Origin of the sequence: Microbacterium testaceum StLB037, from assembly GCF_008763945.1 — a bacterium.
GTDB classification, from domain to species: domain Bacteria; phylum Actinomycetota; class Actinomycetes; order Actinomycetales; family Microbacteriaceae; genus Microbacterium; species Microbacterium testaceum_G.
This window is the reverse complement of the sequence record NZ_VTQH01000001.1, coordinates 1,618,008-1,640,682: the sequence shown is the minus strand read 5'-3', so window position 1 is coordinate 1,640,682 and position 22,675 is coordinate 1,618,008. Positions and strand designations below refer to the sequence as shown.

General features: G+C 72.6%; 20 protein-coding genes. 7 read left to right on the top strand and 13 right to left on the bottom strand.

Annotation, left to right across the window (positions count from 1 at the left end; all coding sequences use genetic code 11):
* The first annotated feature begins 1 nt into the window (after position 1).
* Complete coding sequence (locus F9B98_RS07680; RefSeq protein WP_150955136.1) at positions 2-271, top strand: hypothetical protein; 270 nt, start codon at positions 2-4, stop codon at positions 269-271.
* A 212-nt stretch (positions 272-483) separates the two neighbouring features.
* On the opposite strand, the gene hemL is transcribed toward F9B98_RS07680, so the two are convergent.
* The 5 genes from hemL to hemQ all read right to left on the bottom strand — a co-directional run bounded on the left by hemL (position 484) and on the right by hemQ (position 5,394).
* Positions 484-1,824: a glutamate-1-semialdehyde 2,1-aminomutase gene (hemL, locus tag F9B98_RS07675; RefSeq protein WP_150955133.1), complete on the bottom strand. Its 1,341-nt coding sequence runs from the start codon at positions 1,822-1,824 to the stop codon at positions 484-486.
* A gap of 108 nt (positions 1,825-1,932) precedes the next feature.
* The gene (gene hemB, locus F9B98_RS07670; RefSeq protein ID WP_150955130.1) at positions 1,933-2,916 is read right to left on the bottom strand and encodes a porphobilinogen synthase; all 984 of its coding nucleotides are present in this window, start codon (positions 2,914-2,916) and stop codon (positions 1,933-1,935) included.
* Complete coding sequence (locus F9B98_RS07665; protein ID WP_150955127.1) at positions 2,913-3,728, bottom strand: uroporphyrinogen-III synthase; 816 nt, start codon at positions 3,726-3,728, stop codon at positions 2,913-2,915. The genes hemB and F9B98_RS07665 overlap by 4 nt, the downstream gene beginning before the upstream one ends.
* Positions 3,725-4,726 (bottom strand): hydroxymethylbilane synthase, encoded by a 1,002-nt coding sequence (gene hemC, locus F9B98_RS07660; RefSeq protein ID WP_150955124.1) that lies wholly within the window; start codon positions 4,724-4,726, stop codon positions 3,725-3,727. Before hemC ends, F9B98_RS07665 begins: the two co-directional genes overlap by 4 nt.
* Complete coding sequence (gene hemQ, locus F9B98_RS07655) at positions 4,723-5,394, bottom strand: hydrogen peroxide-dependent heme synthase (RefSeq protein WP_150955121.1); 672 nt, start codon at positions 5,392-5,394, stop codon at positions 4,723-4,725. Before hemQ ends, hemC begins: the two co-directional genes overlap by 4 nt.
* Before the next feature lie 138 nt (positions 5,395-5,532).
* Between hemQ and F9B98_RS07650 the strand changes: the two genes are divergently transcribed.
* Complete coding sequence (locus F9B98_RS07650; RefSeq protein WP_150955118.1) at positions 5,533-6,321, top strand: DUF4239 domain-containing protein; 789 nt, start codon at positions 5,533-5,535, stop codon at positions 6,319-6,321.
* A gap of 67 nt (positions 6,322-6,388) precedes the next feature.
* On the opposite strand, the gene F9B98_RS07645 is transcribed toward F9B98_RS07650, so the two are convergent.
* The 5 genes from F9B98_RS07645 to hemE form a co-directional block, all read right to left on the bottom strand.
* Positions 6,389-6,667 carry a hypothetical protein gene (locus tag F9B98_RS07645; RefSeq protein WP_150955115.1) on the bottom strand — a complete coding sequence of 93 codons (279 nt, stop codon included), beginning with the start codon at positions 6,665-6,667 and terminating at the stop codon, positions 6,389-6,391.
* The gene (locus F9B98_RS07640; protein ID WP_150955111.1) at positions 6,657-7,067 is read right to left on the bottom strand and encodes a phage holin family protein; all 411 of its coding nucleotides are present in this window, start codon (positions 7,065-7,067) and stop codon (positions 6,657-6,659) included. Before F9B98_RS07640 ends, F9B98_RS07645 begins: the two co-directional genes overlap by 11 nt.
* 3 nt (positions 7,068-7,070) lie before the next feature.
* Positions 7,071-7,469 (bottom strand): hypothetical protein, encoded by a 399-nt coding sequence (locus F9B98_RS07635; RefSeq protein ID WP_150955108.1) that lies wholly within the window; start codon positions 7,467-7,469, stop codon positions 7,071-7,073.
* A 112-nt stretch (positions 7,470-7,581) separates the two neighbouring features.
* The gene (gene hemG / locus F9B98_RS07630) at positions 7,582-9,090 is read right to left on the bottom strand and encodes a protoporphyrinogen oxidase (RefSeq protein ID WP_150955105.1); all 1,509 of its coding nucleotides are present in this window, start codon (positions 9,088-9,090) and stop codon (positions 7,582-7,584) included.
* Complete coding sequence (gene hemE / locus F9B98_RS07625; protein ID WP_150955102.1) at positions 9,087-10,124, bottom strand: uroporphyrinogen decarboxylase; 1,038 nt, start codon at positions 10,122-10,124, stop codon at positions 9,087-9,089. The genes hemG and hemE overlap by 4 nt, the downstream gene beginning before the upstream one ends.
* A gap of 100 nt (positions 10,125-10,224) precedes the next feature.
* Between hemE and F9B98_RS07620 the strand changes: the two genes are divergently transcribed.
* The 4 genes from F9B98_RS07620 (at position 10,225) to F9B98_RS07605 (ending at position 13,064) form a co-directional block, all read left to right on the top strand.
* On the top strand, positions 10,225-11,556 hold the full coding sequence (locus F9B98_RS07620) for a glutamyl-tRNA reductase (RefSeq protein ID WP_150955099.1): 1,332 nt from the start codon (positions 10,225-10,227) through the stop codon (positions 11,554-11,556).
* A gap of 38 nt (positions 11,557-11,594) precedes the next feature.
* On the top strand, positions 11,595-11,876 hold the full coding sequence (locus F9B98_RS07615; protein WP_150955095.1) for a hypothetical protein: 282 nt from the start codon (positions 11,595-11,597) through the stop codon (positions 11,874-11,876).
* Between the two features lie 166 nt (positions 11,877-12,042).
* Complete coding sequence (locus F9B98_RS07610; protein ID WP_150955092.1) at positions 12,043-12,618, top strand: HhH-GPD-type base excision DNA repair protein; 576 nt, start codon at positions 12,043-12,045, stop codon at positions 12,616-12,618.
* Positions 12,619-12,626: 8 nt separating this feature from the next.
* Positions 12,627-13,064, top strand: a complete 438-nt coding sequence (locus F9B98_RS07605; protein ID WP_150955089.1) for a hypothetical protein — start codon at positions 12,627-12,629, stop codon at positions 13,062-13,064.
* A 181-nt stretch (positions 13,065-13,245) separates the two neighbouring features.
* On the opposite strand, the gene F9B98_RS07600 is transcribed toward F9B98_RS07605, so the two are convergent.
* Complete coding sequence (locus F9B98_RS07600) at positions 13,246-17,724, bottom strand: SCO7613 C-terminal domain-containing membrane protein (RefSeq protein WP_150955086.1); 4,479 nt, start codon at positions 17,722-17,724, stop codon at positions 13,246-13,248.
* A gap of 153 nt (positions 17,725-17,877) precedes the next feature.
* Here F9B98_RS07600 and F9B98_RS07595 point away from each other — a divergent pair, with 153 nt between their 5' ends.
* Positions 17,878-20,727, top strand: coding sequence for an ATP-binding protein (locus tag F9B98_RS07595; RefSeq protein WP_150955083.1), 2,850 nt, complete (start codon positions 17,878-17,880; stop codon positions 20,725-20,727).
* Here the strand turns inward: F9B98_RS07595 and F9B98_RS07590 are convergent.
* On the bottom strand, positions 20,724-21,527 hold the full coding sequence (locus F9B98_RS07590) for an ABC transporter permease (RefSeq protein WP_150955080.1): 804 nt from the start codon (positions 21,525-21,527) through the stop codon (positions 20,724-20,726). The genes F9B98_RS07595 and F9B98_RS07590 overlap by 4 nt on opposite strands.
* On the bottom strand, positions 21,524-22,534 hold the full coding sequence (locus F9B98_RS07585; RefSeq protein WP_150955077.1) for an ATP-binding cassette domain-containing protein: 1,011 nt from the start codon (positions 22,532-22,534) through the stop codon (positions 21,524-21,526). Before F9B98_RS07585 ends, F9B98_RS07590 begins: the two co-directional genes overlap by 4 nt.
* Positions 22,535-22,675 lie beyond the last annotated feature (141 nt).

The window sequence follows — 22,675 nt, the reverse complement described above, 5'->3', positions numbered from 1 at the left end:
CATGACCTTCGACACCGCCCTCACCGCCTACATCTGGGCCGACGGCTCCGCCGTCCCCGGTCGGCATCCCGAGGCCGTCCCCGACCGAGCCCTGCGCACGCGCGTCGAGGGCCTGATCGAACGGATGGATGCCATCACCCCCGGCGACGACGCGACAGACCTGGCCGCGTGGTCCGACCGCACCGTCCGCGCGCTCGTGGCCGAGCGCGATGACGTGGGCGAAGCCGGCATCCGGGCCCTCTCCGCCCTCCTCAGCTGGACGTGGCGCTGACCTCAAGCCTGACCACGCGGGCACGGGCGCCAGGTCGCGCGACGGCGCCGCGGAGCCATCGACGTCGGCCACCACGCGACGAGCCGCGACATGAGCGACGAGACGGCGGACGGCTGGGGGCGTGCGGGGAGCATGACTCCAGCCTCGCGACCGGGCCGGCCCCGCGCATCATCGCGAAGGACGAAACGTATCCGCCTGGAGGATGATCTCCGCTACTGCGCGAGCAGCGTCGGATCCAGCGCCTCCGCGGCCGCCTTCGCCGCGACCGGCAGCGCCTCGAGCACGCGATCGAGGGCGACGTCGTCGTGGGCGGCGGTGAGGAACCAGGCCTCGAAGACGCTCGGGGGCAGGGAGACACCGGCATCCAGCATCGCGTGGAAGAACGGGGCGTACCGGTACGACTGCTGCGTAAGGGCCGTCGCGTAGTCGAGGGGCACCTCGGGCAGGAACGCGACACCGAACAGCGAGCCCGCGCGCGGCACGGTGTGCACGACGCCCTCGGCCGTCAGCGCGGCATCCAGCGCCTCCGACACCTGAGCGGCCGCGGCGTCGACCGCCGCGTAGACCTCGGGAGTGGCGAGCCGCAGCGTCGCGAGGCCCGCGGCCACCGACAGCGGGTTCCCCGACAGCGTGCCCGCCTGGTACACGGGGCCGAGGGGCGCGAGGTGGTCCATGATCTCGGCGCGGCCGGCGAGGGCAGCCAGCGGCATGCCGCCGCCGATGACCTTGCCGTAGGTGAGAATGTCGGGCAGGTAGCGCTCGCCCTGCGACGCCTGCAGGCCCCAGAAACCGGCGGGGTGCACCCGGAAGCCGGTGAGCACCTCGTCCATGATCAGCAGAGCGCCGTGGCTGTGCGCGATGTCGGCCAGCGCCGCGTTGAAGCCCGGCAGCGGCGGAACGACGCCCATGTTGGCCGAGGCCGCCTCGACGATGATCGCGGCGATGTTCTCGCCGTGCACCTCGAACACCTCGCGCACCGCGTCGAGGTCGTTGTAGGGCAGCACCAGTGTCTGCGCGGCGATCGGCGCGGGAACACCCGCCGATCCGGGCAGGGCGAGGGTCGCGACCCCCGAGCCTGCGGCGGCCAGCAGGCCGTCGGAGTGGCCGTGGTAGTGCCCGGCGAACTTGATCAACAGGTCGCGGCCGGTGACGCCGCGCGCGAGACGGATCGCCGTCATCGTCGCCTCGGTGCCGGTCGAGACCAGTCGCACCTTCTCAATCGGCTTCAGATCGCCCACCTGCACGCGCTGCGCGACGAGGTCGGCGAGCTCGACCTCGGCGCCCGTCGGAGCACCGAAGGACAGACCACGGGATGCCGCGGACTGCACCGCCCCGACCACCTCGGGGTGCGCATGGCCGAGCAGGGCCGGCCCCCACGATGCGACGAGGTCGACGTACTCTCGACCCGCGGCATCCGTGATTCGAGGTCCGGACGCCGACTGCACGAACCGCGGCGTGCCGCCCACGGAGCCGTACGCGCGCACGGGCGAATTGACGCCGCCCGGGATGACGTCCTTCGCACGGGCGAACCACTGGTCGTTGAGATCGGTCATGGCATCCATTCTTCCGGGCGCCCCTGTGCGAGGGGTCGAAAAGTGTCGCTTCGGCGCCGCCTGGGCGACAGAAATTGACCCCTCACGCGTGAGAGGAGCGGGGAGGGCTCAGAGCTCGGCGCGGAGCCAGCGGGCGGCCTCGACCGCCCAGTACGTCAGGATCGCGTCGGCGCCGGCGCGACGGATGCCGAGCAGGCTCTCCATGATCGCGCCGCGGCGGTCGATCCAGCCGTGGGCGGCAGCGGCCTCGACCATCGCGTACTCGCCCGACACCTGGTACGCCCACACGGGAACATCGACGGAGGCCTTCACATCGGCGAGCACGTCGAGGTACGGCAGGGCCGGCTTGACCATGACGACGTCTGCACCCTCTTCGACGTCGAGCAGCGCCTCGCGCACGCCCTCGCGGCCGTTGCCGGGATCGAGCTGGTACGAGCGGCGATCGCCCTTCAGCTGCGAGTCGACGGCCTCGCGGAACGGGCCGTAGAAGGCGCCGGCGTACTTGGCCGAGTAGGCGAGGATCAGCGTGTCGGTGAAGCCCTCGGCATCCAGCGCCTCGCGCACTGCGCCGACCTGGCCGTCCATCATGCCCGACAGACCGAGCATCGCCGAGCCCGCACGGGCTTGGGCAAGACCCATCGCGGTGTAGCGCTCGAGGGTCGCGTCGTTGTCGACGGCCCCGTCTTCGCGCAAGACGCCGCAGTGCCCGTGGTCGGTGAACTCGTCGAGGCACAGGTCGGTCTGCACGACCAGCGCATCGCCGACCTCGGCCACCACGGCCTCGGTGGCGAGGTTCAGGATGCCGTTCGGGTCGTCGGCGCCGGAACCCACGGCGTCGCGCGTCTCGGGCACGCCGAAGAGCATGACGCCCCCGATGCGCTGCTCCGCGGCCTCGGCCACCGATCGACGCAGGGAGTCGAGAGAGTGCTGCACGATCCCGGGCATCGAACCGATCGGGCTCGGCTCGGTGATGCCCTCGCGCACGAACATCGGCAGGACGAGCTGCGACGGGACGAGGTGTGTCTCGCGGGCGAGACGACGGACGGCGGGGGTGCGACGCAGACGCCGCGGGCGGTGCTCGGGAAAGCTCATGGGGTCGATTCGTCGGTGTTCAGGGGGAAGCGGGCGACGGCATCGATGAGGGAGTCGACGGTCTGCGTCTCGGCCACCACATCGACGCTCAGGCCGGCGCGCTTGGCGTCTTTGGCCGTACGCGGGCCGATGGCGGCGATGACGGTGGATGCCGGGATCTCGGGGAACTGCTCGACCACCTGCTCGGCGACGGAGCCACTGGTAATGAGGATCGCGTTGATGCGCCCCGACTGGACGTCGCCGGCGATCTTCTCGGCGACCGGGACACCGACCGTGCGGTAGGCGACGACGCTGCGGACGTCGTGTCCGGCCTCGATGAGCAGGCGCGTGAGCACGGGCTTGGCGATCTCGCTGCGGAGGGTGAGCACCTTGCGGGGCTCGGTCTCGAGCTCGATCATCTGCTCGGCCATGCCCTGGGCGGAGTTGTCGCGCTCGGGAACGAGGTCGACGCGGTACCCCACGGCCTGCATCGCGGCCGCGGTGGTCTCACCGACGACGGCGACCTTCGTCTCGGCGGGGATGACGGCCTTGTAGGCGTACAGGACGTCGACCGTCGTGGCGCTCGTCAGCGTCAGCCAGTCGAACGCACCGGCGGCGAGATCGGCGAGGGCCTGATCGAGGGTCGCCTGATCGTTCGTGGGCGCGAAGTTGATCAGCGGAGCGATGACGGGCACCGCACCGAGCTGTCGCAGGCTCGCGGCGACGCCGTCGCCCCAGGGGCCCCCGCGCGGGACGAGGACGCGTCGACCGGCAAGCGGTTTCGGCACGCTGCCCGTCGAGGGGTTCGGCGTGTGCTGCTGGCCTTCGTTCATGTGGTCGACTCTCGTGGTACCAGGTCGGCCGCCCCGCGTTCGAGCAACCGACGCGCGGCTTCTTGGCCCGCTCGCGCCGCTCGCGCGATCGGCCCCCCGTCGTCGGCAGCATCCGCTCCATTGCCACTGCCCGTAGTGTCCCCACCATACCCCGGGTCGAGACGCACCGTCCGGTCGAAACCGATCCGTTGCGTCCCATCGAGGGCGTAGACGACGGCGCGCAGACGCAGATCGCCGTCGGCGAGAGCGGCGTGCGTGCCGACCGGTGCGCTGCATCCGGCGTCGAGGGCGGACAGGACCGTGCGCTCGGCGGTGATCGCCACCCGCGTGCTCTCGTCGTCGAGCTGGGCGAGCGCCGCGAGAATCTCGGGGTCGATGTCGTCACGCGTCTCCACGGCGAGCGAACCCTGACCCGGTGCGGTCGGCCACTCCGCCAGACCGAGCTCCTCGGCGATCAGGCCACCGAGGTCCCCGCCCAGCCGTGAGATGCCCGCGGCCGCGAGGATCACGGCATCCAGCTCCCCCTCACGCACCCGCGCGAGACGTGAGTCGACGTTGCCGCGGATGTCGCGGATATCCACCCGGGGGTTGTGCCGCAGCGCCTGGGCGATGCGCCGCGGCGATCCGGTTCCCACGCGCGATCCGGCGGCGAGCGAGCCGAGGGGGGTGCCGTCGCGCGTCACCACGACGTCGCGCGCGTCTTCTCGCGCGGGCGTCGCGGCGATGACGAGACCGTCGGGCTGCTGCGTCGGCAGGTCTTTCAACGAGTGCACGAGGAAGTCGCACCGATCGGCCGCGAGAGCCTCGCGCAGACCGTTCGCGAAAACCCCCCGGCCACCGAGCTGCGACAGCGAGGCGCGGTTGACATCGCCCTCGGAGACGATCGGCACCAGCTCCACCGATCGTCCGGAAGCCGCGGACACCGCGTCGGCCACCATCTGCGACTGGGTCATCGCCAGGGTGCTGCGGCGAGTGCCGAGGCGCAGGGGCGCACTCACTGAAGGATCTCGGGGATCTCGTCGAGCGTGACGAGCCGGCCGGTGTAGAACGGCACCTCCTCGCGCACGTGGCGTCGGGCCTCGGTGTAGCGCAGGTCGCGCATCATGTCGACGAGGTCGGTGAGCACGTCGGCCTCCATGGGGAGGAGCCACTCGTAGTCGCCGAGGGCGAACGAGGCGACCGTGTTGGCGATGACGCCCTTGTACGCCGACCCCTTCTTGCCGTGCTCCATGAGCATCTCGCGACGCTCCGCCTCGGGCAGGAGGTACCACTCGTAGCTGCGCACGAAGGGGTACAGGCACAGCCACTGCTGCGCCTCGATCCCGCGGAGGAAGCCGGGCACGTGCGAGCGGTTGAACTCCGCGTCGCGGTGCACGCCCATCGCGTTCCAGGTGGGGAGGAGGTTCTTGAGCAGGTCGGTGCGGCGCAGGCGGCGCAGATCGCGCTGGAGCGCCTGCGGGTCTTCGCCGTACATCCAGACCATCAGGTCGGCGTCGGCGCGCAGGCCGCTCACGTCGTAGAAGCCGCGGACGGTGACGCCGTCGGCCTCGATGAGCGAGACGAGGTCGGCGAGTTCGGTCGCGTCGGCGGCGGTGACCGGGTTCTCGGGATCGCGGCGGAAAACCGCCCACAGCGTGTACACGGAGGAGGAGCTGTCGTCGGACATGCCTCCAGTCTCGTCCGGTCCGGGCGGCGGTCCAAACCGGTTGACTCGTCGATGAACCACCCGGCGGGTGCGCAGAAGGGGTGCCCGTTGGTACTGTGCGTCGACGGCATCGGGGGATGCCGCGCGAGAGGCGCGCCGATGTGGTTGTACGACCTCCCCATGTACCTGGGGCTGCCGCTGTTCATCGTCCTGGTGGTGGGCGGATCGTGCGCGATCCTGCTGGCGCTGAGGAAGTGGGTGCGCAAGTCCGCCCCGCGCGGAGAGGAGTGGGACCGCGTCCTCAGTTACGCCGTCGGGGTCTACGGCGTGTTCTACGGCGTCACCCTCGCCCTCATCGCGGCGGCGGCCTACGGAAACTTCACCGAGGTCGACGGCGTCGTGCTCGAGGAGTCGTCGTCGCTCGCCTCGCTCTACCGCACAGCGGCGCTGCTCCCCGATCCCCAGGGCGACGAGCTGCAGGAGCAGATCACGCAGTACGCCCGTAACGTCATCGACCTGGACTGGCCCCAGCAGCGCCGGCTCGAGATCCCCGCGGAGACGGATGCCAGCATCTCCGCCATGCAGCGCACGATCGGCGCCGTCCAGCCGACGACGGCCGCCGAGACGCTGTACGTGCAGCAGTCGCTCGATCAGTTCCAGCTGCTGGTGGAGAACCGCCGCGACCGGATCGCCCTCACCCACCTCGCGCTGCCGAGCGTGCTGTGGATCGTCCTCGGGGTGGGAGCGGTGCTCAACGCCATCCTCATCGGACTGATCGAGGTGCGAAACCTCCGGGTGCACCTGCTGATGTCGAGCATGCTCGCGCTGTTCGTCGCGCTGCTGCTCTACGCGATCGCCGGCTTCGACCACGCGTACGCCGGCCCGATCGCCGTGACGCCCGAGTACTTCGAGGACCTGCTGCGGGGCCTCTTCGCGAACGAGCCGTAGGCGCCGCCCGAGCACCGAACGACGAAGCGGCCCGTCTCCGCGAGGAGGCGGGCCGCTTCGCGAGAATTCAGCGCGTGTAGGCGCGGACGATGCCCCAGACGGCGAAACCGACGAGGGCCGCGACACCGGCGACGGCCGCCGCGGCGGCACCGGGGTTCTGCTGCGCCTTCTCGCGGACCTCGTGGACCTTGCGGTCGACGGCCTCGCTCGCGCGACGCGGGGCGTTGGCCTTGACCTCGATCGCCGCGAGAGCGGCTTTGAGCTCGGCGCGAGCCGATTTCACCGGGTCGGTGATGCCCAGGGGCACCGCCGTGCGCGGGACGGGGACGGGACGATCAATACTCATCGCGGGCCTCCTTCACGATGCGGACGTCTTCGGAGATGGCCCGGCCGGGGTTCTCCCGCTTCGAGAGCTTCTTGAAGCGGAGGTAGCCCAGCAGGGCGAGGATCGCGGTGATGACGATCATCACGCCGAAGACGACGAGCGCCGACAACCAGACGGGCCACCACGACGACAGCCCCGCGATCACGAAGGCGAAGAAGACCGGAACGGCCCAGAACACCACGATGAGGGCGCCGACGAACCATCCGGCGCCGATCCCGGCATCCTTCGCCGTGCGCTGCGCCCACGCCTTCGCCCCGTTGATCTCGGCGACGACGAGGTTGCGCACCAACTCGGGGATGTCACCGATGAGGGTGAACAGGCTGTCGTCGGAACGATCGCGGAATCCGCGCGGAGTGGTCATGCCTCAGCTCCCGGACGAGGTGGAGCCGCTCTTGGCCTTGGCGCGCGCCGTGGCCGACTTCTCCGCCTGCTCGGCGTCGTCGACGGAGTCCTCGACGGCGTCGGCGACCTCGTGGGCCGACTGCTTGGCGGCGCGTCCCGCGCGCTCGGCGCGCTCCTGAACGGTGCCGGATCCGGACGCCGCGCCGGTGACCGACTTCGCGCCCTTCCACACGACGCCGGGAACGGACTTGAGGGCCGAGACGCCGAACGCCTTCACCTTCTCGACCTGTCCCTGGACGACGGGCTGGTCCCAGACCTTGCCGGCCTGAGTCTTGATCTGCTCGTACCGGTCGCGGCCCGCGCGTGCGCCGAGCACGTAGCCCGCCACGAGTCCGACGACGAGTGCTGCTTTGCCCCTCATGGGGTCTCCTCACGCTCGATCGAGTGCTGGTCGAGTCTCACAGTAGTCATGTATGCCGCGATCGGCATCCGCCCTTGACAGCCGCGACGACATGGTCGAGGCAGGAACGCGGTCAGCTCGACCAGAGAGCGTCGCTGCGCACGCGATCGGCCTCGTCGCGCGCATCGGGGATGACCTGAGCCAGGCCCGTTCCCGAGATCCAAGCGCCGGTCACGCCGAGGCCCGGGACCGCCCGCACGGCACCGCGGGCGGCGGCGGTCTCGGCCGCCCGCCCGATGGTGGCCGCGGGCTGCGACTGCACGTAGCGCACGCGATGGGCGTCGCGCAGAGCGGATGCCGGCACCTCGACACCCAGCAACGAGGACGCCTCCGACAGCGCCAGAGCGGCGGCCGCGTCATCGTCGAGGGCCGCGGTCGCGGGCTCTTCGCCCTGAGCGCCGAACGAGACCCGCACGACGTGGACGCCGGGCTCAGCGGCATCCCGAACCCAGTCCCACTTCGCGGAGGAGTGCGTGAGCGCCTTCGCGACGTGGCTGCCGGGAACGGTTAGCACCCCGGTGCCGCGCGGTGCCCGGTCGAGGGCGGGGGCGTGGACGACGAGGGTGACGACCTCGACGACGGGGGCGACCGGATCGCCCACGCTCAGGCCGGGGACGACGGGCGCGAGCAGGTCGCGCGCCGGCCCCTCGGGGAGAGCGACGATCACGGCGCGGGCGGGCACCGGCTCGTCGTCGGCGGAGGTCATGACCGTCCACCCGTCGTCGGTCCGGGCCAGCGAGCGGGCGGAGACCCCCGCGCGCAGGTCGACACCGTTCTCGCGCAGGCCCGCGACGAGGGCGTCGACGAGACGGGACATCCCGCCCGCGATCCCCTCGACCGCGCCACCCGGGGCGGGGGTCTTCGCGGCGCCGCCCGCCACGACCGGAACGTCGGATGCCGGAGCATCCGCGGGGCGCGCCATCGCCCGGCTCGCACGGAGGTCGGCGACGGCGCCCGTGAGCGACCCGGTCCGCGTGAGCGCGGCGTTCAAGCCGGGAGCCGCCAGGTCGATGTCGATGTCGTCGGGACGCGCCGAGTACACCCCGCTCGTGACGGGGGCGACCAGGCGGTCGAGCACGCGGGCGCCCAGGCGCGAGCGCACGAGCTTTCCGAGGCTGTGCGCGTGACCGATCGTGAGCGGCGGCCGGAGGCGGTCGAGGTACGCGCGCCACGAACCCGACCAGCCGATGACGCGTCGTACGTCGGGGGCGAAGGGATTGTCCGGGATGCCGAGCACCCCACCCTTCGGAAGAGGTGCCGCCCCGACTCCCGGCACGCCCGCGACCCACGCGCCCGCGGGGTGGGGCGAGACGATGTCGTCGGCCAGACCGAGCTCGTCGAGCAGTCGGCGCACGACGCCGCCGCGGGTGGCGAAGCTCTCGGCGCCGACGTCGAGGGTCATGCCGCCCACCTCGGCCGAGCGCAGGACGCCGCCGAACACCTCGGAGGCTTCGAGGACCGTGACCTGCAGACCCACCTTCGCGCACTCGCGCGCCGCCACGAGACCCGAGATGCCGCCGCCGACGACGACGACCCGCGTCTCGTGGGCGTGACGGACGAGCCGGTCGAGGGGCTCGCTCACGCGTCCTCGCCGTGGGCGCGGGCGACGATGCGGGTCAGCACGTCGGGGTCGGTGTCGGGCGGCACGCCGTGACCGAGGTTGAGGATGTGCGCGCGCGCCGCGCGGCCCCGCGCGAGCACGTCGTCGACGTGGGCGGAGAGCACCGGCCACGGAGCGCCCAGCAGAGCCGGGTCGAGGTTGCCCTGCAGCGTGACGTCGGGGCCGACGAGCGCAGCGGCCTCATCGAGCGGCATGCGCCAGTCGACGCCCACCGCGTCGGCGAGGCCGCCCAGGCGCATGTCGTCGAGGAACGCGCCCGTGCCCACGCCGAAGTGGATGCGGGGCACCTCGATGCCCTCGAGGGCGGCATGAGAGTGCGGGGCGATGAACTCGCGGAACGTCGCGGGCGAGAGCGAACCGGCCCACGAGTCGAAGAGCTGCACGGCCTGGGCTCCGCCGTCGATCTGCGCGTCGAGGAAGGCGCGCGAGACCTTCGAGAGCCACCCGGCGAGGCGGTGCCACGACTCCGGGTCGGCGTGCATCATGCCGCGAGCCCGCAGGTGCTCTTTGCTCGGGCCGCCCTCGACGAGATACGCCGCGAGGGTGAAGGGCGCACCGGCGAAGCCGATGAGGGGGACGGCGTCGTCGAGCTCGGCGGTCACGCGGCGGGCGGCCTCGCGCACCGGCTCGGCCGCCGCGGCGACCTCGTCGGGGTCGATCGCCGTGATCCGCGCGACGTCGTCGGCCGTGCGCACCGGATCGGCGAAGACCGGCCCGCGACCGGGCTCGATCACCACGTCGACACCGGCCAGGCGCAGGGGCACCACGATGTCACTGAAGAAGATCGCGGCATCCACCCGGTGCCGACGGATCGGCTGGAGCGTGATCTCCGCCGCGAGGTCGGGGGTCAGACACGCGTCGAGCATGCGGGTGCCGACGCGGAGCTCGCGGTACTCGGGCAGCGAGCGCCCCGCCTGGCGCATGAACCACACCGGCTGCCGCTCGGGGCGATCGCCGCGGAGGGCACGGAGCAGGGGCGCGTCGAGGGAGGCCATGGCATCCATCCTTCCATTCGTCCCTGGAGAACCACGGGGATGCCTTGACGTCGAGAGGCCGCCCGGAACACCCCGGGGAAGCCGGGCGTAGAATATGGACGTGCTGCTGTGCGTCAGCGCGAGTCACAAGACCGCGTCCTTCGATCTCCTCGAGCGGCTCAGCGTACCCGCGACACCGGTCGCCCCCTTGATCGCCGAGCACGACGAGTGCGTCCAGGGCGCCGTCGTCGTGGCGACCTGCAATCGCTTCGAGGCCTACGTCGACATGGACGAGCCCGTCACCGCCGCGGTCGCCCTGGGCATCGAGGCCACTCTCGCCGCGATCGAGTCCGCCACCGGGGTCCCCGCCAGCGACCTCGAGGGCTCGTACACCGTCCTCGGCGGCAGCGACGTCGCCGAGCACCTGTTCTCGGTGGCATCCGGTCTCGAATCCGTCGTCGTCGGCGAGGGCGAGATCGCCGGCCAGGTGCGCCGCGCGCTCAATGAATCCCGTCAGCTCGGCACCACCTCCGCCGAGCTCGAGCGTCTGTTCCAGCGCGCCTCCGAGGCCCAGCGCGGCGTGAAGAACTCCACCGCGATCGGCCGCGCCGGGCGCTCGCTCGTGCGCCTCGGTCTCGAGCTCGCCGACAGCCGCATCGCCGACTGGTCGACCCAGCGCGTGCTGCTGGTCGGCACCGGCGCCTACGCCGCGGCCACGGTCGCCGCCCTGCGCGACCAGGGCGCCGAAGACGTCTCGGTGTACTCGCCCTCGGGTCGCGCCGCCAAGTTCGCGCTCAAGCACGGGCTGCGGGCGGTCTCGGCCGAGACCTACCCGCGCGCCGTCGCCCACGCCGACCTCGTCATCACCTGCACGACCAGCGAGAACCACGTGCTCAGCGCGGCGACGTTCGCCGCGGGCCGGGGCGCGTACGAGACGGCCGTCGACGACGCCGCAGGAGTCTGCCCCGTCGACCACACCGCGCGCCGCCTCGTCATCGACCTGGGTCTGCCGCGCAACGTCGACCCCGACGTCGCCACCGTGCCGGGCGTCGACCTGCTCGACCTCGAGACGATCCGCCTGCACGCGCCCCTCGAAGAACTGCAGGCCACCGACGCCGCGCGCGATCTCGTGCGCGACGCCGCCCGCCGCTTCACCTCCGTCGGCGAGCGCAAGAACATCACCCCGGCCGTCGTGGCCCTGCGCGCCCACGTCTTCGGTGTGCTCGACGCCGAGGTCGCCCGCGTGCGCGCCCGCGGCGACGAGGGCGGACAGACCGAGCAGGCGCTGCGCCACCTCGTCGGCGTTCTGCTGCACACCCCGACCACGCGCGCGCACGAGCTCGCCGAGACCGGCCGCGCCGACGAGTACATCGATGCTCTGTCGGCGCTGTTCGGCATCGAGGTCGCCGACCCCGCTGCCGCCGCACGCCGCGACATCGCCGACGCGGGCTGACCCCGCTCCCTTCCCGACCCTCGGGCAGGATGGATGCCGTGAGTACATCGGCATCCGAGGTCTATGTCGTCGCGGGGGAACATCGGCGCGGCAACGCCCCGCGGTGGGCGGCGACGCTCGTCATGGGACTCCTGCAGATGGAGGAGGACGCTCCATCGGTGTCGGAAACGGTGATCCGTCGGGTCGACGGATCGCTCGTCACGCGGCTCAAGCCGGGCAGCGTCTCGCACTTCGAGAAGCAGATCTCGGAGGTCACCGCCGACCTCGGATCGATGGATGCCGTGTCCTTCGCGCGAAAGTGGATCGCCGCCGGGGGGTGAGGGCGGCTGGGCCGTGGGGCGGCTGGGCGTGACGGCCGCTGGGCCGTGGGGCGGCGGGGAGCGCGAGACTGCATCTCGCTGACATCCCCGCGGCAGGGTGACGCCGGTTCGTCAGCGGGATGCAGTCTCGGTGCGGACGGGTGGGCCAGGGCGCGAGAATGGACGCATGAGCCTGCGCATCACCGACGACCCCGCCGCCGACGAGCTGCTGTCGAGCAACCCGCTCGCTCTGCTGATCGGCATGCTGCTCGACCAGCAGGTCGCGATGGAGACCGCGTTCGCGGGGCCCCTGAAGATCCAGGAGCGGACGGGATCGATGGATGCCGGCGCGATCGCGCACCAGGACCCCGACGACTTCGCCGCCGCGTTCTCGCAGTCCCCCGCGGTGCACCGCTACCCGGGGTCGATGGCGGGGCGGGTGCAGGCGCTCTGTGCCGCGATCGAGCAGGACTGGGACGGCCGGGCCGAGAACCTGTGGACGCGCGACGAGCCCGACGGCAAGACCGTGCTCAAGCGGCTCAAGGCTCTGCCGGGCTTCGGCGAGCAGAAGGCGAAGATCTTCCTGGCCCTGCTCGGTAAGCAGTGCGGCTTCGATGGCGCTGGGTGGCGCGAGGCCTCCGCGCCCTACGGCGAGGAGGGATCGTTCCGCTCGGTCGCCGACATCGTGAGCCCGGAGTCGCTCACCAAAGTGCGTGAGCACAAGCGCGCCGCGAAAGCGGCCGCGAAAGCGGCCGCGCGATAATCGCTCCCGTGAAAAGTGCGATCACCCGCTCCGCCCTCTGGCGGGGCGTCGTCGCCGCCGTCCTCGTCCCCACGACGCTCGTGATGCTTCTCGTCGCCCTCGACGTGTGGGTCGCCTCGGTCGGTGCTGCATTCATCGCCCTGCCGGGCAATCTGATCGTCGCCGTGCTCTTCGCCGTGGTGGCGATCCGTTCGTTCCTCCTCGCCCGCCGGGGTGCGCAGACCGAACGGGGTGCCTCCATCGATCGCGCACTGGTCCTCGTCTCGCTGCTGGTCGGCGGCTTCATGCTCGTGTTCCCCGCCTGCACGGTGCTGGGCGCCCCCGGTGGGATCGCCGTCGCGATCTACGCCGTGGCGATCACCGCGATCCTCGTCGTGCTCTGCCGCTCGAACTGGCGGACGCCGTCGGCGAGTACTCCCCTCGCCGCGCACGGCCCGCTCATCTGAGGCCCGGCTGGTCCGGGGGCGCGATCGGGCAGGCTCTGGGCGGGGCGCGCACGGGCTAGCTTCGGGCGCGTACGACCGCGGGCTGGCTTCGGGCGAGTACGACCGCGGGCTGGCTCCGGGCGGGGCGCCGTAGGTGCAGCGCACGCCCCCGCGCAGCGCACGCCCCCGCGCAGCGCGCGCCTCAGCGCAGCGCGCGGATCGCCAGCGCTACCGCCCTCACCTCACGGATGCGCCGTTCGTAGGTCGCCGCGATCACGATGAGGAGCACCCCCGCGATTCCGAGCCACAGCCACCAGAGGCCGGACGCGCTCTCGTAGAGCGATGCGATCCACGGCCAGAGCTGGGCGACGGCGTGGACGAGAAGCACCACGCCTCCCAGAAGCACCGGCGCCTGCCAGCGCCACCGCACCCCGACCAGGAGCGTGGTGAGAGCGACGACTCCGAGCGCGATGACACGCCACAGCGCGTTGCCCCCGGAGAAGTCGAACAGCACAGACGGTACGAGGAGCAGGGTCAGAGCGAGGCCCAGCGCCGGCCACGTGCGCAGCTCGGGACGCCGGCGGAGAGCCCGGATGCCGTGGGCCAGCAGCCCCGCCGCGACGGGCACCGTCGCCGCCTCGACGGGGTCGGCGCTGCCGATCACGATCGCCACCAGCGCGAGCGCGGATGCGAGACCGACCGCGGCCCAGAACACGACCGGGCGCTGCCACCACAGCCCGAAGCCGATGACGGCGACGAGCGTCACGATCAGACGCAGCGGACCTTCGCCGGTCGCCGAGAGCCGGGCACCGGCAAGCACCACGGCGACCGCGGGGGCGACGATCGCGAGAGAGGTCGGCACCCACCGCGCGGTGTCCGCGCGCCGCAGACGGAGGATCACCGCGACGGCCGCCGGCGGGAGCGTCGCCGCGAGCATCCAGACGTCGAAGAGTCCGGTGGTCAGCTCGTGCAGGGCGCGCAGCGACGCGGCGACGACCAGCCCCACGGACGCGACCACGGTGACGGGTACCACCAGGGGGGCGAGCGAGCCCCTCAGCAGAACCGCGGCGACCACCAGCGCAGAGATCGCCGCGACCGTGACGGCGAGAGCCCGCGGCAGCGACGCATCGGCGAGCACCGCCGAGGGCAGGAGTCCCACCGCGAGACCGCCGGCGGCGAAGAGAACCGACGCTTTCGCGCCCGGGCGGCGGCGGTCGAGGATCGAGGCGGCGATGAGCACGAGCGCGAGCGGCACGGTGGCCCACTCGACGGGACGGACGTCCGCACCGACTCCCACGACGGCGACCAGGCCCGCTCCCGAAAGCGCGGTGATCGCGAACGGGGTCTCGAGCAGGGTGTGATGCCCGCGGAGGGCGGCGACGCCCAGCGCGCCGAGGACGACGATCGCGGCCACCATGCGCACGATCGGACCCCCGTCAGCGGCGACGAGCACGGTCGAACCGAGCGCGAGGAGCGCGGTGGCACCGATGACGGAGGTGCGCGCCGCCGCCGGCCCCCAGGCCGCCCGCCGTCGAGCGACGCCGAGCGCAGCCGCTCCGATCGCGACAGCGGAGACCACCACGACGAGATCGGCGACACCGACGCCGCCCTGCCTCGCGCCGTGGACGAGCCGCGCCGCCGTGAGCAGCACGAGCGACAGGGCACCGGCCGCGGCGACGGCGACGGGGAGTTCGTCGGGAGTCCGCGAGGGGCGCACCCACGCCCCCGTCACGAGCACGGCGACCGACACCACGGCGACCACGACGACGCGCACGAGGTCGTCGGAAGCGGACAGGGCGGAGGCCGCGAGCGCGACGGTGACCCCCGCCGCAGCGATCACCGCCGGAACGGCGGCGGAACGCCCCTCGACCGTGCGCCGAGCCCGCTCGTGTCCCGCAGCGATGGCGAGCAGCGCGACACCCACCGGCACGGTGAAGAGCTCGACCGTGTCGGTCTGCTGCCAGAACAGGCGCGTCCACAGGGCGAGGGTGCCCATCACGAGCGCGAGCCAGATGAGGTGCCGGCGCGGACTGCTCGAGCGGAAGAGACCGTCGGTGTCGCTCGCCCACAGAACGACCGTGACGGCCACGACGAGAAGGGGGACCCACCGGTCGCCCTGCGACGGGACGGTGACGGCCAGTGCCGCCACGAGCGCCGTACCCGCGTCGACGCAGGCCCGGATGGACGGGTCGACACCGAGAAGGCGGAGCGCAAGCGCCGCGACGACCAGAGCGACCGCAGCGAAGACGGGTGCCGTCACCTCCGGCGCAGCATCGATCAGCCGGAGCACGGCACCGGCCGCCCCCGCCACGAGCAGCGGTGCCATGACCGCCGCGAAGGGTCGGGCGACACGCCACGACCGGTACCGCGGAGTGAGCACGACAGTCGACGCGCCGGCCGAGACCAGCGCCGCCGCGAGCATCCAGACGTCGGTCGCGGCACCCGCACGGAACCAGAGGGCAGGGACCGCGGCCACCACGATCACCGCCAGGGCGGCGACCGCCCCGGCGCTTCGCTGCCCGTCATCGAGGCCCAGCCGTCGAGACACGGCGGCGACGATGAGGAGAAGACACAGGGATGCCACCGCGAGAGGAACCGTCAGCGCGGTGGCTCCGACGACGGTGAGATTGGCGCCCGCGCGCAAAGCCCCGGGCGCGAGCGCGGCGCTCCCCGAGACGAACACCACGACCCCGGCCGTCGACGGCACCCGCAGACCCGGGTGCGCTCCGGCCGCGGCGGCGAGGACGCCTGCGACCACGAGGGTCGCCACCGCCCACGCGAGCGGCGAGGAGAACGACAGCAGCCACCCCGCGCCCAGGGCCAGGGAGCCTCCGACGGCGGCGAGGGCGATGTCGCCGCGTCGGCGCCTCAGGACGAGAACGGCGACGACGGCCAGGGCGAGGTACCACGCGACCACGACGATCACGACTCTCAGCTGCGGGCCCGCGAGCAGGGCGACGGCCGCTGCCGCGATGAGCCACGGCGTGCGACGCTGAGCCCACGACCCCGACCGGTGCCAGACGACGACGGCGAGAACGACGATGGCCGCGAGCGCGATCACGGCGGAGGTGCTGGTGGCATCCGGGACATCGATCTCGACGGCCGAGCGACCGAAGACGCCGACCGCCCGCTGAAGCACCCTCCCGAACGCCGCCAGAGCGCCGATCAGCGGGAGGATCGCCGCGACGGCCGCGACGCACCCGGCTGCCAGGGACGCGACGACCACGGTCGTCCGCCCGAGGCCGGGACGCGTCCGATTCGCGGCGACGTCGAGCGCGAGCGCGAGCGCGGACGCGACGAGCACCGGCACGGTGACCGACAGGGTGGCGTCGGCCGCACGGACCATCGTGGCGGCGACTCCCACCCCGAGGACGAGGACCGCCGCCACCGCGGCCGTCGGGGCGAGAGCCGCGTCCCCCCGGCGCGCGAACGACCAGGAGTGCAGGGCGAGAACGGCGGCGAGCACGGCCCCGAAGACCGCCGGGGTCGCCGCGGAACCCGGGTCGACGATCAGGGCGGCGGTCAGTGCGACCATCGCACCGAGACCGGCCACACCCCGGACGACCGCGATCTCGATCGTCAGCCGCGGACGCGGAGGCCCCGCGAGTGCCGGTGCGAGCGGGGCCGCGAGCGCGAGGAGCAGTAGGACGAGCCCCCAGGCGTACCAGCCGAGGGCCGCATCGTGCGTGAAGAGTCCGGCGACCAGCATCGCGGGCCCGACGGCGAGCGCCACGACCGCAGCCGACAGCGGGGCGCGCAGGCGCGACAGCCGCGCCCAGCCGACGAACGCGGCGCCCGCGGCCACCGTCGTGGCGCCCCAGTAGACGCTCGGTTCGACGCTCGCCGCCCCGCCCAGATCATTGGCGCGGACGGCCCACACGTCGAGGGCGACGAAGGCGATGCCGAGCAGAGCGATGCCCTCGGCCGTGGCCCCGAGACCGCGTCGGCGCAGGAACGACGCGGTGGCGATGACCCCCGCGGTGACGAGCCCGATGATGACGGAGCGCAGCACGAGGCCGCCGCTGATCCAGGCGACGGTGAGGAAGAAGGCCGCCGCGACGGCGAGAAGCACCACGCCGACCGACAGGAGGAAGACCTGGACGCTCGAGCGGCGCGGCGCCGAGGGCTCCGCCGGAACGGACGCGGACGGCCCGACCGGGGGCACGCTCTCGGACGCCGGCGCGACCACCTCCGCCGGGGCGAGCGGACCCCGGGAAATCGCCGGCCCGGACGGCGGCGCGAACGCCACGTCGACGGAAGCCGCGGGCACGGCGGCGGCCGCGCCGGGCGAGGACACAGGCGTCGCGGGGACGTCGTCGGTCGGAGGGGGCGTCACCGGCGGAGATGCCGACACCGGGCGCGGCAGCACCGGGTGGAGCTCGGGCGCCGGGGGGTCCGGCATCCCCTCGTCTTCTGCGAGAACTGTCGCGGCAGCGGCCTCGGCGTCGCGGTGCACCCGAAAGAGGATGTCGGCGCGTTCGTCGACGAGGGCGACGATCCGCTGCGAGAGTGCGAGCACGTGTGCGGTGCGCGCGTCGGTGAGATCCAGTCCGCACGAGGCGCACGGCGAGACCGTGATGGTCGCGAAGCACGAGGGGCAGCGCGACGTGTCGACGAGTGCCCCCGGGTCCGGCGGCCATGCGAGTCCGGACAGGTCTGCCCCACCGTCGACTTCCGTCATCGTGCCCCCTCGGCGTCGGTCGTCGATCCAGGCTAGCGAAGAGCGGGCGGTGTGCCGGGTTATCCACCGACGACCCTCCTCCACAGGCGGAGCGACCGGAGCGGGGCGCGAAACCCGCCGGAGCGCGGCACCCCGCGGCCTAGGGTGGGTATCGTGCGCGTGCGGTTCTTCGGTGGCCTGGCCGTGTCTCAGGACGGGGGCGCTGCGACCGTGCCGGGGATCGTATCCGGGCGCGGTCAGCAGGCTCTGCTCCTGCGGCTCGCCGTCGACGCCGGCACGACCGTGGGGTACCGGGCGCTGGCCGAGGACGTCTGGGGTCTCGACACCCCCGACGACCCCCGCGCCGCGCTGCAATCGCTCGTTTCGCGCCTGCGCCGCTCGCTGCCGGCGGGCGCGATCTCGTCGACGCCGGGCGGTTACCGGCTCGAGCTGGAGCGGACCGATGTCGACATCGCCCTGTTCCAAGACCTCGTCGCCCGTGCCCGCGAAACACGCGACGCCGCGAGCGCGCGAGAGGCCCTCGCGCTGTGGACGGGAGAGGTCTGGGTGCCACACGACGGCTTCGATTGGCTCGTGCGCGATCTGCTCGAAGACCGCGCGCACGCCGAGCGGATCGTGGCGAGCGAGCCCCTCGCGCCGGCCTCTCCGCTCTATCCGGCGGCTCTGAACCCCCTGGTCGGGCGCGGGGACGAACTCGACGCCATTCGCGAACGTCTCACGACGGATCGGCTCGTCACCGTGCTCGGTCCCGGCGGCGCCGGTAAGACCACCCTCGCGGTCGAGACCGCTCGAGCGGTGGCGGACTCGATCGTGGTGGAGCTGGCTCCCGCGGCGCCGGGCGACGTCTGGACCGCGATCGCGGGCGCGGTCGGTCGGCGCCTGCGGCTGCCGGAATCCTCGACCACACCTCTGTCGGGGCCGGAACGCGTGGCCCAGGCCATCGCCGGGCGCTCGGTCGTCATCGTGCTCGACAACTGCGAGCACGTCGTCGGCGAGGCGGCCGAGGCGGCGCTCACGCTGCTCGGAATGAGTCCCGCCGCGCGGGTTCTGGCGACCAGTCGTGAACCGCTCGGCATCCCGGGCGAGGCCTTCGTCGATCTCGGGCCGCTCCCGCCCGCCGATGCCGACGCGCTCTTCGCCCAGCGCGTGCGCTCCGCTCGCGGACGCGTTCCCGACGAGGACGAGCGCTCCACGGCCGAACGCATCGTGCGGCGCCTCGACGGGTTGCCCCTGGCGATCGAGCTGGCCGCCGCCCGCACGCGCACCCTGACCCTCGTCGAGATCGACCGCGGCCTCGACGACCGTTTCGCCCTGCTGTCGAACGGGCCGCGGCTCAGCTCGGAGCGGCACCGCACCCTCCGCGCCCTGATCGACTGGAGCTGGGACACCCTGACCGAGGGCGAGCGGTCGGCCTTGTGCGCCGCCGCCGTCTTCCCCGACGGCATCGGAGCGGACGACGCGAGCGCGATCGCCCGTCGCTTCGACGTGGATGCCGACACCTTCGACGCCCTCGTCGACCGCTCGCTGCTCGTGCGGCGAGAGGGACGCTTCCGAATGCTCGAGACCGTGCGCGAGTACGGCCGCGACCGCCTCCGGACCGACGGACGGGAGGCCGACTTCCGCGCCCGGGCCGCGGACGTGCTCAGCGATCTGGCCGCCGAGCGCGAGCAGACCGTGCGCGGTCCGGGCCTGCGCGACGCTCTGGCCTGGTTCGACGCCAATGACGAGAACCTCGCCGCAGCCCTGCGCACGCGCGCCGATGCGGACGATCGTCGCGGCGGGGTGCGGCTGCTGAGGAGTCTGCTGTGGCCGTGGGCGGTGCGCGAACGCAGTGACGACCTGCGTCGCGGGGTGGGCGAGTTCGCCGACCCCGACGCCCCGCTCGACGACGAAGCGCGCGTCGTGATCGAGGCGGTGGCGCTGTTCGCCGAGGCCTTCCCGGAGCACGGAAGAACGTCGGCCGTGACTCCGAGCCGCTTCGCCGCCCGCCGCGTCGAACTCGAGACCGCCGCGGCCCTCTTCCCCTCGGACGTCACCGGTCTCATCGCCCCCCTCCTCCGGCTGGCCGAGACCGTGCTGCAGACCGGAGAGGGCGAGGCAGCCCGCACCTGGCACGTCGACGTCACCGACCACGAGTTCGCCGCCGCTCCCCCATGGGCACGCGCGATCCTGCACGCCCTGCGAGCCGGGGCCGCGCAGAACTCCGGCGACATGGCCGCCTTCGGCGCGGAGAGCGCGCTCGCGCTCGAGATGTTCGAGCGGATCGGCGACCCCTGGGGCACGGGCTTCGCCAGCCAGCTCCGCTCGGAATGGCTCGTGCTGGCCGGTCGACTGGACGACGCCCTCGCCGTCACCGACCGCTCCGGCGCGGCGATCCGCGGCCTCACCTCCGTGCCCGATCTCCTCCAGCAAGAGGCCCAGGCCGTCGGCATCCTGCTGCGACTCGGGCGACTCGACGAGGCACGGAGCCGAGCGGCGGAGATCGACCGCGCCGCCACCGCGGACGGGTCGGTCCGCTCCCTCGGCCAGGCGCGCATGACCGCCGCCCAGGTCGAGATCGCCGCCGGCGACGGAGCCGCCGCCCTGCGCGAGGTCGAGCGCATCGAGTTGGCCGGCCAGCCCGGCATCCCGGATCAGTTCCTCGCCTGGATCGACGCGCAGCGGGCGCAGTCGCTCCTGCTGCTCGGGCGGATCGACGAGGCCCGCGAGTCGTTGCGCATCGGGCTCGCCCGCGCCTCCGACTCCCGCGATCACCCGATCATCGCGACGGTGCTGCTCACGGTGGCCGGGTGGAACGCGGCCGCAGGACGCCCGGATCGCGCGGCGGAGGCCCTGGCGCGCGCGAACGCCGTCCGGGGGGCCGCCGACGAGCTCGACCCGTTCTTCGTGTGGGTCCGCGCGCACGGGGAAGCGGGCGCCGAGGGGAACCCGACGCCCGCTTCCGGCATCCGTCCCGCCCTTACGGACGTGGATGCCGAGACCCTCCTGGCCCTGCTCGACTAGGCCTTGCGCATGTAGGCGCGCACCGTCAGCGGGGCGAAGACCGCGACGATCACCGCGGCGCCCAGGAGCGAGATGACCGCGTCCGAGCCGATCGTGCCGTTGTTGACCAGATCGCGCACGGCGGTCACGAGGTGCGACACCGGGTTGATGTCGACGAACCACTGCAACCACGAGGGCATCGTGTTCGCCGGCACGAAGGCGTTCGAGACGAAGGTGAGGGGGAACAGCACCAGCATCGAGATCCCCTGAACGCTCGAGGCGCTGCGGGCGATGACCCCGAAGAACGCGAAGATCCAGCTGATCGCCCACGAACACACGATCACGAGCACGCCCGCGGTGATCACCGCGCCCAGGCCACCCTCGGGACGGAAGCCCATGATGTAGCCCATCGTGAAGGTCAGGGTCGTCGCGATGGCGTAGCGGACGGTGTCGGCCAGAAGAGCCCCCGACAGCGGCGCGATGCGCGCGATCGGCAGCGACCGGAACCGGTCGAACACGCCTTTGTCCATGTCTTCGCGCAGCTGCGTGCCGGTCACGACCGAGGTGGTGATGACGGTCTGCACGAGGATGCCGGGGATGATGATCGGCAGGTAGTTCTGCACGTCGCCCGCGATCGCTCCCCCGAAGATGTAGGTGAACATCAGGGTGAACAGGATCGGCTGCAGAGTGACGTCGATGAGCTGCTCGGGCGTGCGGCGGATCTTGACGAGGCCGCGGCCCGCCATGGTCAGGGTGTTCTGCAGCGTCTGGGTCAGGCTCGCGGTGCGGGGCAGGTCGCGTTCCAGGGTGAGGGCGCTCATGAGCGGACTCCTTCCAGGGTGTCGGCGCCGTCGGACGCCGGGATGTCGTCGCTCGGGACGCCCGAGCCGGTGAGAGTGAGGAAGACCTCGTCGAGGGTGGGCTGCTGGACGCTGAACTCGCTCAGGTGCACCCCCGCCTCGCGGAAGGCCACGAGCAGATCGGTGACCCGGTCGGGATCCGACATCGGCACCGTCAGACGCGCGGCCTCGGGAGAGACGATCGCGGTGGTGTCGAGCACCCGTCCGACGGTCGTCCGAGCGACGTCGAGGTCGGAACCCGGTTGCAGGCGCAGCACCAGCGACGCCTGACCGACCGAGGCCTTCAGCTCGAGCGCGGTGCCCTCGGCCACCACGCGACCGCGGTCGATCACGGCGATGCGGTCGGCGAGCTGGTCGGCCTCGTCGAGGTACTGCGTGGTGAGGACGACGGTGGATCCGGATGCCACGAGCCGGCGGATCGTGTCCCACATCTGTCCGCGGGTCCGGGGGTCGAGACCGGTGGTCGGCTCGTCGAGGAAGATGAGCGGCGGCTGGGCGATGAGCGAGGCGGCGAGGTCGAGCCGGCGACGCATGCCACCGGAGAACTTGGCCAGAGGACGAGCGGCGGCCTCGGTCAGGCCGAACTCCTCGAGGAGCTCGCTCGCCTTGCGGCGGGCGTCACCGCGCGACAGGCCCAGCAGCCGGCCGAAGATCATGAGGTTCTCGGTCGCCGAGAGCTTCTCGTCGACCGAGGCGAACTGCCCGGTGAGGCCGATGAGCTGACGGACGACGTGCGGCTCGCGGGCGACGTCGTGGCCGAAGATCTCGGCGCGGCCCCCGTCGGGGCGCAGCAGCGTGGTGAGCATGCTGATGGTGGTGGTCTTGCCGGCGCCGTTGGGGCCGAGCACGCCGTAGACCGTGCCGGCTTCGACGACGAGATCGACGCCGTCGACGGCGCGGTTCGAGCCGAACGTCTTGACGAGCCCCTCGGCGCGGACCGCGGGAGAGCGGGTGGATGAAGTGGTCATGACGACAGCATGCGCCGCGGGCTCTGCCGCGCCGCTGTCACGGGCGAGGCCGCGCTGTCACGGCGCTGTCACGCCTCTCGGAACGACGAAGACCGGATGCCACGGCCTCGGGCCACGGCATCCGGTCTCTCGATCCAGCGG